Here is a 16,825-nt window from a genome sequence, read left to right on the forward strand (position 1 = left end):
CATGGCGTTAGGAAAAGTCGCAGTTAACAATCTCAATCAAGCCCAGGGCAGCACGCCAGAAATTGAGCGCAAGGCGCTAATTATTGGTGAGGGCGCCACCAATACCGGGCAGCTGATTTCTCTGAACAGTCAAAGCGATATCGATACCTTGCTGGGTGAAGACAGCAGCGAGATTCGCGATAACGTGCTGGCAGCACAGCTGAACGGCGGGGAAAACTGGCAGGCCTGGGCGGCACCACAGGCCAATGGTTACGACTGGGCCGAAGTGGTCGATACGGCCATGGCCACAGTGAGCCCGGAATTAATCGCGCTGTGTACCCCGGCTACCACTAGCGGCGAACTGACCGCTATGTACACCAAGGCGGAAAGTCTGCGCACCAGTCTGGCTCGCCGGGTAATTATCATAACGGCAACCCCTGGTATCGATGATAGCTCGCAAACCTGGAGCGACTACGAGGCCGCCCAGGCTGCGATTACTAACGGGGTTGCCGGTTATCGGGTTGGGGTTGTGCCGCAACTGCATGGCAATAACCTCGGGGTACTGGCGGGGCGCTTGTGCAATCACGCGGTGAGTACTGCCGATAGTCCTATGCGGGTTGCAACGGGCCCATTGATTGGCCTTGGAGATACTCCCATCGATAACGCGGGTACAGAGTTAACCGCCGCAACTCTGGAAACCCTGGATACAGCGCGGCTCTCGGTACCGCAGACCTACCCGGATTACCCCGGCACCTATTGGGGGGACTGCAATTTATTAGATATACCCGGCGGGGACTACCAGGTAATTGAGCACCTACGCGTGGTGGACAAAGCGGCGCGCGCGGTGCGGCTACTGGCGATTGCCAAAGTTGCCAATCGTTCCCTCAACTCCACCCCGGCCAGTATCAACGCCAATAAAACCGATTTAATGCGCCCCCTGCGGGAGATGAGTTACAGCACCGTCTTTGCCGGTCAGCACTTTCCCGGCGAAATCAAACCGCCCACGGATGACAGCATCACCATTGTCTGGCCGAGTAATTCGGCGGTGGAAATTTATATCAAGGTGCAACCGTATAACTCACCCAAGGCGATTACCGCGAATATCATTCTGGATATCAGTGGCCGTTAATCCTGTTGGGGTTTTGCTTAATTTAATAATTGGGGAGCAATCGCAATGAGTCGCAAACTCAGCGGAAAGGATATCGATGTCATGATCGGTAGCATGTTAGTGCATGTGGAAAAGTACACGGTCAGTATCGAAGACGCCACCGGACCAGCGTTTACTCGCGGCGTGCCGGACGGCTGGATATCCGGAGATAAAAAAGCCTCGGGTGAAATTGAGGTGGATACCAACAACTTAATGACCATTTTAGACGCCGCAAAAAGTGCCGGCAGTTTTAGTGCCCTGGAGCCGTTCGATATTGTCAGTAGTGCTGCCACAAATAATTTGGAATTTAAGGTAGAGGCTTTCGGCTGCAAGCTGCGCATTAGTGATTTGTTGGATGCTGCCGGAAGTGGGGGAGAAAAGCTCAAACACAAATTGCCCTACGACGTCACCAGCCGCGACTTTGTGCGGATTAATGGGGTTCCCTATATCGATGCCAGCGAAACGGAAAACTTTATTTAACGGGTAGGGCAAGGATATGCCGGATGATTTGGACCGCGCCTCGGCGTTGGAGCAGGCCCAGCGGCAACGGGCGCTACAGGCGCAACGCCAGCGCAGTAATTTTGAGGTGCCGAGTTTGGCCCAGTGCGAGGACTGCGAGGGGGATATTCCCAAGGCGCGCCAGGCCTTCGGCGGTGTGACGCGCTGTGTGGTGTGTCAAACCGAATTCGAGAAAGGAGGGCGCTAATGAAACGGCCGCGATACGGACAACTGCAAACCGCGCTGATAAAAAAAGGCTTCCGCTTTTTTGATGAGGGCGATTTCAACCTCAATTTGATCGGTATTCGCAGTGCGGACAACCGCGCAAATACTTTTAACGATTATTTGGCGGTGGCCTGGCGTTTCGATGGCATTCCGCATTGCCTGGTGTTTGCCGCGACTACCGATCCCGGCACCTTTTGGCGAAAGAACCCAATCAACCTAAACGGCACCGCCATTTTAGTGCCTGGGCAGTATCCGGGCTTGTGGCAGCTGGGATTACACCGGGGCAAGTATCGCGCACTGGTACAGCGCAGGCCTGCGCGGGTTTACCGAGACAACAACCGCGATGCGGTGATTAACCAGGATATGCCGATCGATGACGGGCTATTCGGGATTAATTGTCATAGGGCCAGCGAAAGCCATACCAGTCAGCGTGTGGATAAATGGAGTGCAGGTTGCCAGGTGCTGGCCGATCCGTTTGATTTTTCTCTACTGATGGCGCTGTGCGAACGCGCGGCGGAAAACTGGGGCAGTACTTTCTCTTATACGCTGATCGAGGAGGGGGACTTGTGAAACTAAAAGAAATTCTCAAAGCCGCTGGCGGTATCGCGCTCGATGTTTTCGCCCCTGGTACCCGGCAAATAATTAACGCCGTATTACCGCAAGACAAACAGCTGCCGTCGTCCGCTACCGGTATTGAAGCCGAGCAATCTGTGCAGACATTGCGCCTGGAACAGCGTGCCAGCCTGCTGGAACGTCAGGTGGATTTACACATAGCCCAGGAAGAGGGGTGGACCAGCCGTTATATCGCGATGTGCCAGGCAGACGGGCAGAGCAGCCGCGCACAGATTGCGCTGATGATGGCCAAGGTTCTGTGTTTTGAAATCCTCGCCTTTACTTTGTGGGCGTTTGTCTATCCCGAGCAGATGAACAACCCGGTGCTGTGGACGGTATTCGGCACTCTAACCGGGGTACCCGCAACCTTTCTGGGCAAATACTTTGGCGAACTGCGTAGAGAGCAGAACAAGCGGCAGGAAACCATGGGGGCGGCGCCGTCCACTGGATTGGTGGGCGGCATTGTGCGGACGTTATCTACGAGACCTGGGGGCAAGTAGTGGCAAACCTAACCGAACAACAGGCGGAAGAGCTGGCTCGCAAGACAGCACACCAAGCGGTTGAAGAGGTTTTACAAAAGCTGGGGGTCGATGTGGCTAATGTGCTGGAGATGCAAAAAGACCTGGCACACCTGCGCCAGCAGCGCAAAGCCGCAGAGCAAGTAGGTGTTTGGACGCGGCGAATATTCTTAGGGATTTTTATTACTTCCGTCTGCGCTACGTTGTGGGCGGGGTTTCTTTCCGGGCTAAAAGGCTCAAATTAAAAAAGGGGTTTACCAATGGCAGATATTACTAAACCGGCAGAAGACAAAAATACACAAATCATTGAAGTCACTGTCGGTGATAAAGAGTTTGTTTTTAATGTGACCCGTGATGATTACAACAAATATATCAATAGCGTTGTGCCCAATAGCAAGGTGGCGCCCTCGCACAACTTTCTGGTGAACACGATACAGCTAGAAGATAAAGCTGAGTTGGTCGGCGTTTTAAAAACTTCCCCTGGCGCTGAGGTGCAAATTGCAGGGGCTGTGTTGGAAGAGTACATCCCTGATTTGGCCATTACTGCAAAAAAGCGCAAGCGCTAGCGGAGCAAATTGCAGAAAACGGCTACGACCAGTTGTGTGTGCTAGTGGCCCGATATTTTCCAGGGGCGGCAGCCACTGAGGAGAACATGGCCCGTGCGCTCTACCTGGAGCAACGCGAATGCAAAAACCTGGAGATAGCCGTAGCCAATGGCATAGCCCGCGCATTAACCGGCAAATAGTGGAGAGTGTATGTCCTCGCGTTTGGAAAAATTATTGTTTTCCGTGAGCCTAATTGATAAGGCCTCGGGCCCTGCGGGCAAGATTGCCTCGCAGATCGATCAGCTCAACCAGCGCGCCACGGCGGGGTTTACCCAGGTGGGCGTGGGGGCTGCCGGTTTGTTTGCGACAGGCTATGCGTTGAAGTCGTTGCTCGGGCCGGCTATTGAAATGGACCGGGCACTGGGCGAGGTAAGTAGCCTGGGTGTGCGCGATGCGGCTTTACAAAAACTGGAAAAAACCGCGCTTAAATTTTCCGTGAAATATGGTGAGAGCGCGACGGAGTTTGTACGCGCTTCTTACGATATTCAAAGCGCGATTTCTGGATTAAACGGTAGCGAGCTTTCCACGTTTAGCGAGACCGGCGGTATCTTGGCAAAAGCCACAAAATCGAATGTAGCCACCATTACTGATTATATGGGCACCATGTACGGCATTTTTGAGAAAGAGGCTAAACGCATGGGCAATGCCAATTGGGTGCAACGACTTGCGGAGCAGACCTCTACCGCCGTTGCGGTATTTAAAACCGATGGCAATAAAATGGCTTCTGGTTTTTCCGCGTTGGGCGCCGATGCGACAGCAGCCGGAATTTCAATGACTGAACAAATGGCTATTCTCGGCAGTTTGCAAGCGACCATGAGCGGTAGTGAATCCGGTACGAAATATCGGGCCTTCTTAAAAGGCGTGGGGAAAGCCCAGGACCAGTTGGGTCTTCAATTTACTGATAGCCACGGCCGTATGTTGCCGATGTTGGATATTCTGCAAAAACTGCGCGGCCGCTACGGAGAGACAATCACCGTCGCCGAGGGAATGGAATTGCAAAAGGCATTCGGTACCCAGGAGGCGGTGGCATTAATAAATCAGCTATTACCGAAAACGGAAGAGCTGCGCGGCAAAATGGCGGAGCTGGAAAATGTTCAGGGCATGACCAATGCAACGAAGATGGCCCAAAAGATGGTTGATCCCTGGCAAAAAATGGGCGCGTCTGCCACCGCAGTACACACACAATTCGGCCGCATGATTCAGCCGGTATTGCTGCCGGTGTTGGAAATGATGGTTTCCACGGGTGAGGCCGTGATGGCCTGGATGGACAATCACAAAACCCTTTCCAAAGTAATCGGCGCCGGCACTCTGGTGATATTCGGCTTGGTGGCCGCTGTGAGCGCCTTTGCCCTGGTGCAGGGCTTGGCCACCCTCTCTATGGCCGGATGGAGTGGGGCACTGCTGGTGAGTGCTGCGGGTGCGCGACTCTGGCGCTTTGCGCTGGGGGCTGCGCAAGCCACCTGGTTCTTGTTCCAAATGGCAGTCTATGGCGGTGTGGCGATTTTCCGCGCACTGCGTACCGCCTTTATGGCCTCTACCGCCGCCACCTGGTTATTAAACGCCGCACTGCTGGCAAACCCGATCACCTGGATTGTATTGGCCGTTGTCGCCCTGGTGGCGGCAGTGGTGGGGCTGATCGTGTACTGGGATGAGTTAATGACCTGGTTTAGCGATATCAAACCGCTGCAACTGCTGGGCAAAGCGCTCGATTGGTTGATCGACAAAATCAATAGGATTCCAGGGGTAGATATCGGCGGCGGTGGTGAAGTCACTGTGACCGAAAAAATAGAGCAGGAGCGGGAGGCCATGAATCAGGCCTCCGCGGGTATCGCTCAGACTCGCCCAAGTGCGGTACCCGCTGGCGGCTTGTTGAAACAAGTTAGCCAGGCCACGACCAACAATAACGGGCTGAGGGTCGATAAGATCGAAGTCAATACCAGCGGCGGTGTCAGCGGTTATCAGCTGGCTGATGAACTGGCTTTAGCGGGGGGATGATGAGCGATTATGAAGACCTTCTAATCAATGATGAGCGGGATCTCACCTTGGATGCGGGTGGCTTCCCGGTGATCTGTTCCGGCCGGGTGAGCATCGGTCAGGATCTTAAACACCGTATTTTAGAGAGCGGTTTACTCCTGCAATTAATCGGTGAGCGTGACCCCAGAAAAATTGCACAAATTAAAAATCAGATTTTATTGCTGGTAGACACTGATGAGCGGGTGCGCCCAGGTACCGCACAACTGGTGGCGGATAACAATGACAGTGGCGGTTACTGGTTGACAGCAATCACCATGAAGTACGGAGACGCGAGGATAGCGCTATGACCGACGAGAACCGCGAACAGTTTGTGCAACTGGCGATTGATGCGGGTATTCCCACCAGTGAAGCGAGTCTTAATACTCATTTAAAAACCATCACCGGCAAGGCCGGCCTGACCATTAATAACGACAGCAACGTATCACCGTTCTGGCGTTTTGTGCAGGCGGCGATCAGTGAACCGGTTTTATGGCTGGTCAATTTTATGATTGATCATGTGTTGGCGCAGGCTTTTGTTAAAACGGCAAAGGGCTCTATTTTGGAGTGGCATGCGTGGGCGGTCGGGCTGGAAAAAAAAGGGAAAGTGTACGCTGAGGGACAGCTGTTATTTTCGCGTATCGATACCAGTGTGGCGCTAACGATTGATGCGGGTACGGTGATTAATAGTACGTTGATTAACGGTAAAACCTATTCAGTGAAGACTACTGAGGAGGCGTTGTTAAATCCCGGTGAGGATTCTGCAATTGTGCCGGTAAAGGCTCTGGCAGCCGGTGAGGGGCAAAACTTGGGCGCGGGATATTATGTACTGTTGGCGGTGCCGCTGGCGGGAGTCACTGTCACGAACCTAGAGGATTGGCTGATTGTCCCCGGCGCAGAGATAGAGAGCGATGATGAGTTGCGATTACGCACCCGCAATCAGTATACCGCGATTAATCAATGGCATACCGACGCGGGCTATACGGCCATTATTGCCGGGTTTGCTGGGCTCAATACTGAAAATATTTTTTTTGAGCACGATGCTCCGCGCGGGCCGGGTACCGCCAATGCCTATGTGATGCTGGATATTGGCAACCCCTCGGAGGAGTTTATCAACAGTATTCAATATGAGATTACCGACAAGGGCAACCACGGCCACGGTGATGATTTAATGGTAAAGGCGATGCCGGAAACGGATTACGACGTGGAGTGTAGTTTGTGGTTTGTGGCCAATACCAGCGATGCGGAAAAGACCACGTTGGTCTCGAGTGTTGGTAATTTTATTCGAGCGGCCTTCCGAGAAAACATCGACTATGCCCCAACCCTGGTTTATCCCTGGTCCCTGTTTGGCTTTTCACAACTATCGCGGGAAATACAGGAACAATTTCCGCAGATTAGCAATATCTATTTTAATTTGGCACAGATCACCAGCGAAATGGAGTTGCCGCGTTTGGGGAGTTTGATTGTCGCGGAGGCCGAGTCATGAAAATTACTTTACCGACTTGGGCGAATCGCGGGGAATTGAAAAAGCTGGGTTTGATGCTCGAACTCTGGTGGGGCTATATAGCCAGCTGGTTGCAGTGGCCTATGGCACAAATGGACCCTGAGACCTGCGGTGAGTCGGCATTGCGGCTGTTAGCGTGGCAGCGTTTTGTCGAGCGCTTCGATGCTGAATCGTTGGATTTGTTTCGTTTGCGAGTGAAGTACGCATTCGTCAATGCAGTAGATGCGGGTAGTGTTGCGGGTATTAAACGGATATTTGAACGCTTGGGCGTGGGCTATGTAGAAATCATAGAGCGTGACCCTGACCGGGACTGGGATGTGATAATTCTGCAATTAAGTGATGCACAGTTAAGTCAGAACCAAACCCTATTAAAACTGCTTCTGCAGAAATATGGACGCACCTGCCGGCGCTATGAATTTAAATTGATATCCCCCGTTGGCTTGGGGATTTCCGCGCACGAAATTGATCATGCGTGGTACTTCGACGCAGCAAGCTGAGGCGATAATTATGAGTATAGGGATATTAACTAACGCGGGCCGCGATCTCTTTGCACAAAAAGCTACATCCGGCGAGAAGCTGACTATCGACCGTTTTTTGCTGGCGAATATACCGGGACTTGATTCGGCGGTCGCCCCCGATCCGGATGAGGCTTTGCCGGATATTTCCCACCAGGTGGCGGAACGCTCCATTACCAAGGAAGGTTACGTAACCAACGACAAGGTGGTTTACTCGCTTTACTTGGGTACCGGGGAGGGGGATTTCTCTTTTAACTGGGTCGGGCTTTTGGCTGAGGATAACACTCTGGTTGCCGTGCGCTATATCGACACTATCCCCAAATATAAAACCAATGGCACCACCGTCGGCAACAGCTTAACCCGCAATTTTATGGTGACCTATACCGATGCCCAGGCGATCACCAACTTAACGGTGGATGCAAGCACTTGGCAATTGTCATTTGACCAGGCAACCGAGGTGATTGCGGGAATGGCCAAGGTAGCTCCGCAAGAGCTGGTGAATGGTGGAGAAGACGATCAGACCTTTATTACCCCGGCTAAGCTATCCACATTCTTATTTGAGCGCGTTATTGGCTTTGTGAATGTAAAGTTTTTTGGTGCGGTCGGGGATGGTGTTGCAGATGATACAGCGGCGATCCAAACAGCACTCAATACACCATCTCAATCGGTTTACTTCCCTAAAGGTTTATATCGAATTTCTGACCCTCTCCAAGATGGAACCCCAGCGCTGACAAGCACGATTACGGATCGCCATATTTACGGGGAGGGGTTTCTAACGGCGAGCGACCGGGTTTTAAAAGCTATTGAAGTGGCCGGGGATAGATCGGATATTTCATTACATGTGGCTGGAAACAACTGGGTTGCTAACGCTATTGTGGTATCAGGCGTGGACTGTGTTGTTAGAAAGTGTCGTATTACTGACCTTTTCGCGGATCAGTATTCGGCTATTGGCATTGTAGTCGATCTAATCGGGAAGATCGGATTTGTTAAGATAAAAGACAATATTATTGAAAGGGTGAATGCTAACGGTGATGGTGTGGGTGGCAATGGGAATGGCATGTGTCGCGCGGTGGCATTGAAGTCCGATCGAAATCAGACCGATGTTTCTGTTATTGAAGGGAATACTTTCAGAGATATTCATGGGGAAGAAGGTAACGCAATTACTGTTATCTGCTCATCTGACAATAACTACTATGACCTGCCGACAGAGATCATCGATAACACCATCATCGACTTTAACCGACGGGCGGTTAAGGCGCAATGTAACAAGGTTACGGTACAGGGCAACCGATTCTCCACAACCTATGGGGTAAGTAATCTCCCTGATGGATTTGGTCAACAATCCGTTGTTGATATGGTGCAAGGGGGTGGGCACAAAGTTGTTAATAACGAATTTAACGGTTGTAAATATTTTGGGCAGATCAAGGTCAATTGGGAAGATGGGGAAGATCAAGCAGATGAAATTGTTATAGAGCGTAACCGTATATTTGGCTTAGGGGCTGAAACAACCCAGACAATCATTTTTATCGACACCGGCGGCGGCCGGGTAAATATTTCTGGAAACTTACTATTGTGCCCCGAATATAGCGGTCATGGAATTTTGACTTCTAGCACCAGCATTGGGGTAGCAACCCACAATCAAATCCTTGTTGACGTGGCCGGCGGAGGAAAGGCTATTGAACTTGGGACGACGATGAAAGGCTATTTTAATATTGACTTAAATACTCTGGAACTGGACGAAATTCTAAAGCTGGATACGTCGAACAGTTCTATGGAGATCGATGTTACTAAAAAGGTCAATAAGAATTTTCGAATTTCAAACCACAATACGGTGGTTTCTGATGGCCAAACGGTAAGTAGAATCGAATTTCACCAGAATAATGACGGTTCGGACGAGGTAAGATCTTCAATTGAGACTCAGGCTTCTGGATCTGGTGGGGCTCTTGAGTTGGTTTTATCTGCTGGCGGTGGTATTCATCCACCTGATTCAGCCTGGGTGAGATTATGGTCTCACGGAATTTTAGCACCGGAGACAGACAATACTCAGGGGCTCGGGCTAAGTTCACATCGTTGGTCGGAGGTCTACGCGGGAACCGGAATAATTAACACATCCGACGCCCGTGAAAAGCAGCAGGTAGCCGAGCTTACGGAAAGTGAGCGGCGTGTCGCTGTAAGACTTAAAGCGCTAGTGCGTGTCTATAAATTTAATGACGCGGTGAATAAAAAGGGCGATAAGGCCCGTTTGCATTCCGGTGTTTTGGCCCAAGATGTGATTACAGCTTTTGCGGCCGAGGGGTTAGATGCACATCGCTACGGTATTCTTTGTCACGATGAGTGGGAAGAACAACCAGAAGTCAAAGATCCAGAAAGTGGGAAAGTGACGCGAAGGCATCGCGCAGCAGGTGATCGATATGGCATCCGTTATGAGGAACTTATCGCTTTTATTATTGCTGTGTTATAGAGATATTTTCGTGGTGTTTACAAGATTGTTTCGATAGAGCGGAGTGATAAACAGTGCTGCTTAACGATATCTCTATACCAAAGACCGAATTGCAGGTGAGTGTGACTACTGAGCTGAATAATGAATCACTTGGTGGGGAAACCAGTAGTACCAGTTCGGCACACAAAGGGATAAAGCCGAAGTTGGTCAGTGTTTCTTTTGTCGTTAAGTACACGGATCATGATGACCTCACGCAGTTCTATCGGCTTGCGGAAGCCACCGACAATAACGGTGACTTATTAATCTATGACATTACTGACCGATCTGTGAACGCGGCGAATATTCGACAGGTTATATTTAATGGACGCATAGAACAGCGCGAACTTATCGACAGGAAAGCATGGCGGGTGAGTTTTGCTCTACAGGAGTATCTGAGTGTTGCGGAGAAGATAGAGCAGCGTATCAGCAGCGAAGAAAATACAACGAGTACTCCGCTACAAGATAGCACCAATCAAACGGGCTTTGAGCGTGTGTTGCAGATGGTTGATACAGCACTGGTTCCACGATGAAATTACATAAAAAACTCTCGGTCAGTGATCAGAACTTTTCCATAGTGAGTAGTAATTTTCGCTTGAATCTTTTTACCCCTGGTCGTGCGCTGATTGCGGTACAGGCAGAAAAGCCCCTGAGTGGCTTGGTTGTTTTTCGTTGCGGCTACCACTTGGAATCCCTTACTCCCTGGTTTGTGGGTTATGTAGAAGCCTGTACCAGTGTCGATAAAAAACAACAGCGCATCTTTTGCCGAGAAATCAGTGCAGCTTTAGCACTGCGCCTTCCGCTGGCTTTGCGCAATGTCAGTTGTGGGGATGTTCTACAGCAGATCACCGCGCGCAATGGTGTTGAATTTGATAGGCCTGCGGGCGATCACCGTTATTTAAATACTCCGGCGGCGGCGTTCTACAACATGGCCAACGGTTACCATGCTATGGATTCCCTGGCGGAGGTATACGGCATTCCCCGCTTGCTGTGGCAGCAGCAAACCAACGGGCGTGTATATGTGGGCAGCTGGGACCATTCCTACTGGGCGGAAAGGCCCGTGCAGATTGATCGCAGCTGGGAGCGGCAGTTGACCAGCCACAACGGCGCAACGCTGCCAGCACTGCCGGCACTGCGCCCTGGTGCGCTCTACAACGGGGACATACTGACCGGAGTTGAGTTGGCAGGGACGCAAATGAATATCACCTGGTCGGCCAATCCCTGGGCGGAGCGCTAGCGATGCTGGAAAAAATTATTAAACGCATTGTGCGGCGCCTGTTCCCGGAACTCACGGGAGGCCTGCATTTGCCGCTGTGGGGCCAGGTGATCAATGCCCCGGCACCTATCACCGAGGCGATGGAGAGCACCGATGAGCAGCCGGGCTATTGCGTCGATGTGCAGCTGCTGGGCGCAGACGGCAAGCCGGACACGGCCATGCCACTGATGGAGAAAGTACCCCTACCGGTAACGGGTATCGGTGCGGAACGGGGCCTATTTGCCTTCCCACAGCCGGGTGTACTGGTGGAGCTGGGCTTTGTGATGGGATTGCCACATAGACCGTTTATCCGTTCGGTATTTGCGCGGGGTGAGTTACTACCGAAGTTGGGCGCCGCTGATGTGTTACTGGCCCAGGATGCGGCCAACTATTACCGTATCGACGACAAGGGAAACATTAGCGAGCAATGCCTGGCAGTGGCAGAGCGCTTTGCCAAATTGAAACAACGCCTGGTAGTGAAGGACGGCGGCACTGTATGGCTTGGGAATGAATCTAGCAACGTACTACGGATTCTGGATGAGCTAATCAAAGTGACCAGCGCAATTGCCAATACTGCGGCTACACATACCCACGAATACACCGATAACGGTACGCCGCTAAATACCAAAGCGCCCGACCAGGCTAGCGATTTCAGCGGGCAGAAGGGCGACGCCGATAAGCTGGATGCTGAGTTGGCGCCGATTGTGGGTTGACAGAGCCCAAAGGTATTACCGTACCCACGGTAAATATGTAATTGAATTGGAGGTAATTATGGTAGGAAAGATCAACAGGTTTGCAGTATTTGCCGAAGGCGTTCATTTAATGAATGGCGGTGCGAATAGTTTTAGAGGTTCTGCGCCTACTGAAGAGGCGGCAATGGAGTTAGCGGAAGAGATTGCGAAGTCTAAGAAAGCCGAGTTTTATTCCTGGTTGCAGATTTTGGATATTGTGACAGGGACCTATACCGAGTACTCGATCAAGTGGGGTGGGGTTTTAGAGAAAAGGGAACGCTCTACCTGTTAGATCTTGTATAAACTGTTGTTGCCACCCTCAGAATACTATGGCTTAGTATGTCTGGAGGGGGCAGCGCACTAATGATGATTAATTAGGGGGGGCTTTACAGATAATTAGGGACCTTAGTTTTATCCCACCCCATAAAAGGGTATACCCTTTATTTTCGATTGCGTAGCTCCTGCTTCAATGAAAGGATATATTTCCTTAAGTTTGTCGAAAGTATTTACACTGCCACTCCTCTCCGGAGTTAGTATGTTGGCAATCTCACGATTAATATATGGGCAGTCATCTGGATCAGCTTTGTCATCGTTGAGATAGCCCTGCAGTTCATTTCTTATCTCGCGATACAAATAGAATCTTTGAATTTCGCTAACAGGCCCGTTTAAGATTGTGTTGATATTGTCGATCATTGGAGTGTCGAATACCACGAATAATTTCGCGTATAATAAATTGAACTCGCGAAAGACCCTCTTTTCTTCTTCTGCTTTTTCGTTTCCATCTGCTGAATTTAGTTTTGGGTTGAGAAACATATTCTCATCCATGAATTTCATAAATTCGAAGGTGACTTCTTTTTTAAACTTCCAAATATCAGTAGTCTTAAGTGTTTTTTTGTCTAGCTCGGATTGGTATTCTCTTATTCCCTCTTCAACCATTTGGTCAACATATTTTTTGCTGAGATGGTTCAGTATAAATCCTACTATAATTAAAGTTATTAGTCCCACTATCCCATAAGTCGCGAGTAGATAATTTGCCTGGGTGGCGATTGCTTCTTTAATCTCAGGTGTCATAAAAGGTGAATTCGACATATGCTCTCAGTTAAATGATTTAATTGTTAATTTGTGGTGGTGAAAAATATGGGGTTTGCTTGGCCGCTAATGGCTTTAGTTTATTTTGTTATCGAAATGGTGTTTCGGATTTTTCAATGTCGAATTTTAGTTTTTTATTGTGGATCTTAAATTCTTCAAGTGCTAGTTCGTTTAATTCAGGGTTGCCTTGAGGTCCTAGGTGTATTTTTTCAATTAGGTTTTCGATGTTTTCAAGTTTGATGTACGGCACAAGCCCTGTTTTTGATTTTCTGAAATAAACCTCTGTTCTTCTTATGTCTAGTCTTTTTTTAATCACATATAACTCTTCATTAACAATCTTATGCTCTGAGCTTGGCTCTACAAATCTAAATATTCGCGTTTCTCTTTCATCCATGTAGTCAGGATGCTTGTTGGTCATTCTAATTCTGTTTACTTGAGAATCTATCGTCAATGGCCAGACTGAATCTTCAAGTGTGAATTCTGCAGAAAAGGCAGGTCCAATGGCCTTAATTTTTTTATGCTTTTCTAGTTTTTTATTTATTGAACTTGCTAATTGCTTCCACTGCTTAATCGCTTGATGTTCGTTGTAATTGCATGTGGCTATTTGAAAAGGCCGTATATCTCTTATCTTAGCTTTGTTAAAACCAATACAATATCCACCTTCTTTCGGGCAGTAACCTCGCCATTGGCTTAGTATGTTTTTTTCAGAAAAAGACCCGACATACACTCTGTTATTTTTGAAATTTCGATATTCCTGATAGAGAATAGTTAGGATTGCTTGATGATGTTCCGTTTTGCAATCATTTAAGATTTCACCTTGAAATCCTTCTAAAATTGTTTGTGCATAATGACCCTCTGTGTGATCATTGAGAAAGCGATGGTCTGTAAGCCAGAATTCACCTTCACCAATGATTCCATAAAGTCCATTGATGTCGGTGTAGTGATAGATTAATTCCACTTTACATCTGTCCTGTTTTTTTTAGTTGCTTTGATAGTGAGGTTTCAAGCAGCGTAAAAGCTAAATAATTTTTATTGCTCATGTCTAGCAGCTGAAGATCAATTGTAATTTCATTTTCTTCAAGCCTTAGAGCGAGGAAAGTAAAGTGCTTGCGAGATTGCTTGAAGTGATTGCCGTTCCACTGGCATTTTGCTGTAACTCCATCAGGCTGCCCCTCTAAGGAGTTGTACACAATTTTGGAGCCTAACTTTTCATCGTGGATTTGAATATTACATTTGTTACTTAATGATTCACCTAGCACAATCTGGATACCATTATCAGTGTTCCTGGCTTCCATGATTTTGACTCGACTAGTTTCGATTTCTACCAGGTTATCTACCGTTGGGTAGATTTCATTTCCCTTCATTGCATCCTGGCAGCTAGATAAAGCTACCAAGCAGGCTCCAACCTTCAAAAACCCCTTAAAAATTCGCATAACCAACTCCCTCTGGTTGTCCGTGATCAATAATTGTGCAGTAAAAAGGGGCGCCGGTCACTCCTCCCCACGCCTACCGGTTTTGAGCCCTCTTTTGTTTGGTGAAATTGGGAGTAGTACCAAGTTCTGAATTGGTGCGGGCTCGACAGTCTATGAGGATTTCAGAAAATGAAAGGTTTTGAAGCACTTTGAACAAATTTTTCACTGACCAAAATATAAGAATAGTGGTGTTGACTATAGGAATGGATAGCTACTGAAGCACCTTCGAAGAAAGGGCTGGTAAGCTCTGGCTTGATCTGTGCCTGCAGAAGAGGTAGCTGAAAGGTAACGTAAGCTGTCCAGCGTAGGCTCGAAGGGCGGAGTGCTTTGCTTGCGATTGTTATGTTTTAATTGTATGTGAAAGAAGTTTTTCGACATCTTTTATAAACTGCTTTCTAGGCTCAGAGTAAAAGTCATTGCCTACATGTGAAGTTAAAGTGTAATGCATATACCTAGGCTCCTCGCCAATGTCTCGATGCATGTTAATGCCGGAAAAATCATCCCACGCGCTCTGAAAGCCGTACTTATCTTTGACGTGATCAGAATACTCGATAACAGCGTTACTTATTTTGGGATGACTACCTTTCAAAATCCTCCTTACTTCAGCACTTGATACAGAATATATGCCCTCTGGGTAAAGTTCTTTCAGTTCATTTAGAAGAACTGTCCTAAACCTATCGGATGCCTGTATCTTTCTGGATTTTAGGTAATGCCTCCATACCAAAAACGCAGTAAAGCATGCGGCCAAAAATCCACCGGCTAATTGGTTGAAATATTTTACTAAAAGCTCTATCACTTGCTTTGAATTCCAGTATCTACGAAACAGAACGGGCAGTTACCATGTGCCTTTTTGTTTTCTTCACTTCAGCTAATGCCCTAGAGATTGCTTTCTTTGCCTTTGTGTACGAACTCTTAGGGTCTGCTTCATTGGGCAGAACGGTGAATTGCTTCTCTTTGTCGGTTAGTGGCTTGTTACTCATCGTCATGGTCCTCATCAAGATCAATGACCATCTTTCCATCTTTGTCGCTTTTACCAGACGCCAAGCCTTGTGGCTCTTTGATCTTGCCTTTCTCTATTCTCATTTGTTGAGCCAGCTTCTTTAGCCCAGCTTTTGCTCGTTCTTCTTTGGTAAGCCCTTTGAGCTTCTCGTCATGAGCGGTATTGAAATCTTTGATTTTGTCATTCATCAAATGATTCTCCTGATACAGCTGTCGCTTCTGGGGTCGTACTGGAACCCTTTCTGCTCATAGTAATCTCGAACATCACCATTAATGGGGTGCATAATTTTTACGTGCGTAGCACCCAGAAGGGTGGCATAGGCATACAAGGCTAGATAAGTCAGGTCTAGGTGTGCTTCACCTGCACCTGGTGATTTCTCGATGTAATCCAGCCTTAGTCCTGTTGCATGATATGTTGGGCGGCCCATGGCGAAGCCTACCAGGCGATTTCCGGCCCAAGTGGCGGATTCAAATCGTTTGGGGAACTTAAGCTTCCAGCTTACCCAGGAAGAAGGCCAATCCCAATCGACCTTTCTTTGCGGGTGATTCTCCCACTGCTGGAAAGCGGCATAGGAAGTGCTATCAACAAGTGCAAGGCGGGTATCCGGTAGATCTAGTGCCTCATTGGCCATTTGGATCGACTGTCGCCTGAGTTCTGCATACCTGCGCTCTAGCTCCTCGCGCATACCTAGCTTAAAGCCTGCCATAAAAACTCCTTTTCAAATGGCTTTTCTGCTTCTTCTTACTGCAGCCGGCTTCTTTTGCTTCAGCTAGCTTTACCGGTTGTTGAGCTGGCTGAGAAGTGGGGGAGGGGGCGTTGTATGCATATGCACTTTCCGCCTCCCTGGCAGTAAGAGATATTTTTGCGTTGACACTTTGTCGACACTTGAACGAAAAAAGGGCGGTACCAAGAAGATTGGTACCGCCCTCAGTTGCTTGTAACTCATTGATTTACAAGACTTTATATGGCGGTGGGGCAGGGATTCGAACCCTGGGACCTGTTACAGTCAACGGTTTTCAAGACCGCCGCTTTCGACCACTCAGCCACCCCACCAAATTATGCTGCGCATTATACCCAGCTTCGTGCTACATACAAGTGCCCTTGTGAATTTTTTTAATAAGTTCAATAGGTTAGGTGATTTATTGACCAATCCCGACACGTGCTCGGGAATAAAAAAGCCGCCAACACC

At 48.8% G+C, this 16,825-nt stretch carries 23 protein-coding genes and 1 tRNA gene; 17 read left to right on the forward strand and 7 right to left on the reverse strand.

The window, feature by feature from the left end; genetic code table 11:
• Position 1: 1 nt before the first annotated feature.
• From Q1A69_RS02995 to Q1A69_RS03075, 17 genes are read left to right on the forward strand one after another with little or no spacing between them, the layout of a single operon-like run.
• Positions 2-1,108, forward strand: coding sequence for a DUF2586 domain-containing protein (locus tag Q1A69_RS02995; RefSeq protein WP_299580919.1), 1,107 nt, complete (start codon positions 2-4; stop codon positions 1,106-1,108).
• A gap of 45 nt (positions 1,109-1,153) precedes the next feature.
• Entirely contained in the window at positions 1,154-1,606 is a 453-nt protein-coding gene (locus Q1A69_RS03000; protein WP_299580922.1) for a phage protein, read from the forward strand.
• A gap of 16 nt (positions 1,607-1,622) precedes the next feature.
• Complete coding sequence (locus Q1A69_RS03005; RefSeq protein ID WP_299580925.1) at positions 1,623-1,832, forward strand: TraR/DksA family transcriptional regulator; 210 nt, start codon at positions 1,623-1,625, stop codon at positions 1,830-1,832.
• Positions 1,832-2,419, forward strand: coding sequence for a hypothetical protein (locus Q1A69_RS03010; protein WP_299580928.1), 588 nt, complete (start codon positions 1,832-1,834; stop codon positions 2,417-2,419). The genes Q1A69_RS03005 and Q1A69_RS03010 overlap by 1 nt, the downstream gene beginning before the upstream one ends.
• A complete protein-coding gene (locus Q1A69_RS03015; protein ID WP_299580931.1) occupies positions 2,416-2,961 on the forward strand; it encodes a hypothetical protein in 546 nt (181 codons plus the stop codon). The genes Q1A69_RS03010 and Q1A69_RS03015 overlap by 4 nt, the downstream gene beginning before the upstream one ends.
• Positions 2,961-3,224, forward strand: coding sequence for a hypothetical protein (locus Q1A69_RS03020; RefSeq protein WP_299580934.1), 264 nt, complete (start codon positions 2,961-2,963; stop codon positions 3,222-3,224). Before Q1A69_RS03015 ends, Q1A69_RS03020 begins: the two co-directional genes overlap by 1 nt.
• A gap of 15 nt (positions 3,225-3,239) precedes the next feature.
• Positions 3,240-3,545, forward strand: a complete 306-nt coding sequence (locus tag Q1A69_RS03025; RefSeq protein WP_299580937.1) for a putative phage tail assembly chaperone — start codon at positions 3,240-3,242, stop codon at positions 3,543-3,545.
• A gap of 44 nt (positions 3,546-3,589) precedes the next feature.
• Positions 3,590-3,724, forward strand: coding sequence for a hypothetical protein (locus Q1A69_RS03030; RefSeq protein ID WP_299580940.1), 135 nt, complete (start codon positions 3,590-3,592; stop codon positions 3,722-3,724).
• A gap of 10 nt (positions 3,725-3,734) precedes the next feature.
• The gene (locus tag Q1A69_RS03035; protein WP_299580943.1) at positions 3,735-5,579 is read left to right on the forward strand and encodes a phage tail tape measure protein; all 1,845 of its coding nucleotides are present in this window, start codon (positions 3,735-3,737) and stop codon (positions 5,577-5,579) included.
• Positions 5,579-5,905: a DUF2590 family protein gene (locus tag Q1A69_RS03040; protein WP_299580946.1), complete on the forward strand. Its 327-nt coding sequence runs from the start codon at positions 5,579-5,581 to the stop codon at positions 5,903-5,905. Before Q1A69_RS03035 ends, Q1A69_RS03040 begins: the two co-directional genes overlap by 1 nt.
• Complete coding sequence (locus Q1A69_RS03045) at positions 5,902-7,080, forward strand: baseplate J/gp47 family protein (protein WP_299580949.1); 1,179 nt, start codon at positions 5,902-5,904, stop codon at positions 7,078-7,080. The genes Q1A69_RS03040 and Q1A69_RS03045 overlap by 4 nt, the downstream gene beginning before the upstream one ends.
• Positions 7,077-7,595 carry a phage tail protein gene (locus tag Q1A69_RS03050; RefSeq protein WP_299580952.1) on the forward strand — a complete coding sequence of 173 codons (519 nt, stop codon included), beginning with the start codon at positions 7,077-7,079 and terminating at the stop codon, positions 7,593-7,595. The genes Q1A69_RS03045 and Q1A69_RS03050 overlap by 4 nt, the downstream gene beginning before the upstream one ends.
• A 10-nt stretch (positions 7,596-7,605) precedes the next feature.
• Positions 7,606-10,074 (forward strand): phage tail protein, encoded by a 2,469-nt coding sequence (locus Q1A69_RS03055; protein ID WP_299580955.1) that lies wholly within the window; start codon positions 7,606-7,608, stop codon positions 10,072-10,074.
• Between the two features lie 53 nt (positions 10,075-10,127).
• The gene (locus tag Q1A69_RS03060) at positions 10,128-10,622 is read left to right on the forward strand and encodes a hypothetical protein (RefSeq protein WP_299580958.1); all 495 of its coding nucleotides are present in this window, start codon (positions 10,128-10,130) and stop codon (positions 10,620-10,622) included.
• A complete protein-coding gene (locus Q1A69_RS03065) occupies positions 10,619-11,326 on the forward strand; it encodes a hypothetical protein (protein WP_299580961.1) in 708 nt (235 codons plus the stop codon). The genes Q1A69_RS03060 and Q1A69_RS03065 overlap by 4 nt, the downstream gene beginning before the upstream one ends.
• A gap of 2 nt (positions 11,327-11,328) precedes the next feature.
• Positions 11,329-12,057 (forward strand): hypothetical protein, encoded by a 729-nt coding sequence (locus Q1A69_RS03070; RefSeq protein ID WP_299580964.1) that lies wholly within the window; start codon positions 11,329-11,331, stop codon positions 12,055-12,057.
• 58 nt (positions 12,058-12,115) lie between these two features.
• On the forward strand, positions 12,116-12,367 hold the full coding sequence (locus Q1A69_RS03075) for a hypothetical protein (RefSeq protein ID WP_299580967.1): 252 nt from the start codon (positions 12,116-12,118) through the stop codon (positions 12,365-12,367).
• Positions 12,368-12,486: 119 nt separating this feature from the next.
• Here the strand turns inward: Q1A69_RS03075 and Q1A69_RS03080 are convergent, their stop codons facing one another.
• The 7 genes from Q1A69_RS03080 to Q1A69_RS03110 form a co-directional block, all read right to left on the reverse strand.
• A complete protein-coding gene (locus Q1A69_RS03080) occupies positions 12,487-13,146 on the reverse strand; it encodes a hypothetical protein (RefSeq protein WP_299580970.1) in 660 nt (219 codons plus the stop codon).
• 106 nt (positions 13,147-13,252) lie between these two features.
• Positions 13,253-14,122, reverse strand: a complete 870-nt coding sequence (locus tag Q1A69_RS03085; protein WP_299580973.1) for a DUF2971 domain-containing protein — start codon at positions 14,120-14,122, stop codon at positions 13,253-13,255.
• Between the two features lies 1 nt (position 14,123).
• The gene (locus Q1A69_RS03090) at positions 14,124-14,597 is read right to left on the reverse strand and encodes a hypothetical protein (RefSeq protein WP_299580976.1); all 474 of its coding nucleotides are present in this window, start codon (positions 14,595-14,597) and stop codon (positions 14,124-14,126) included.
• A gap of 379 nt (positions 14,598-14,976) precedes the next feature.
• Complete coding sequence (locus Q1A69_RS03095; protein WP_299580979.1) at positions 14,977-15,432, reverse strand: hypothetical protein; 456 nt, start codon at positions 15,430-15,432, stop codon at positions 14,977-14,979.
• Positions 15,433-15,608: 176 nt separating this feature from the next.
• Positions 15,609-15,824, reverse strand: a complete 216-nt coding sequence (locus Q1A69_RS03100; protein WP_299580982.1) for a hypothetical protein — start codon at positions 15,822-15,824, stop codon at positions 15,609-15,611.
• Complete coding sequence (locus Q1A69_RS03105) at positions 15,824-16,342, reverse strand: hypothetical protein (protein WP_299580985.1); 519 nt, start codon at positions 16,340-16,342, stop codon at positions 15,824-15,826. The genes Q1A69_RS03100 and Q1A69_RS03105 overlap by 1 nt, the downstream gene beginning before the upstream one ends.
• 259 nt (positions 16,343-16,601) lie before the next feature.
• A tRNA-Ser gene (locus Q1A69_RS03110) sits at positions 16,602-16,689 on the reverse strand.
• Positions 16,690-16,825 lie beyond the last annotated feature (136 nt).

This window comes from uncultured Microbulbifer sp., from assembly GCF_947498635.1.
Taxonomy (GTDB): Bacteria; Pseudomonadota; Gammaproteobacteria; order Pseudomonadales; family Cellvibrionaceae; genus Microbulbifer; species Microbulbifer echini.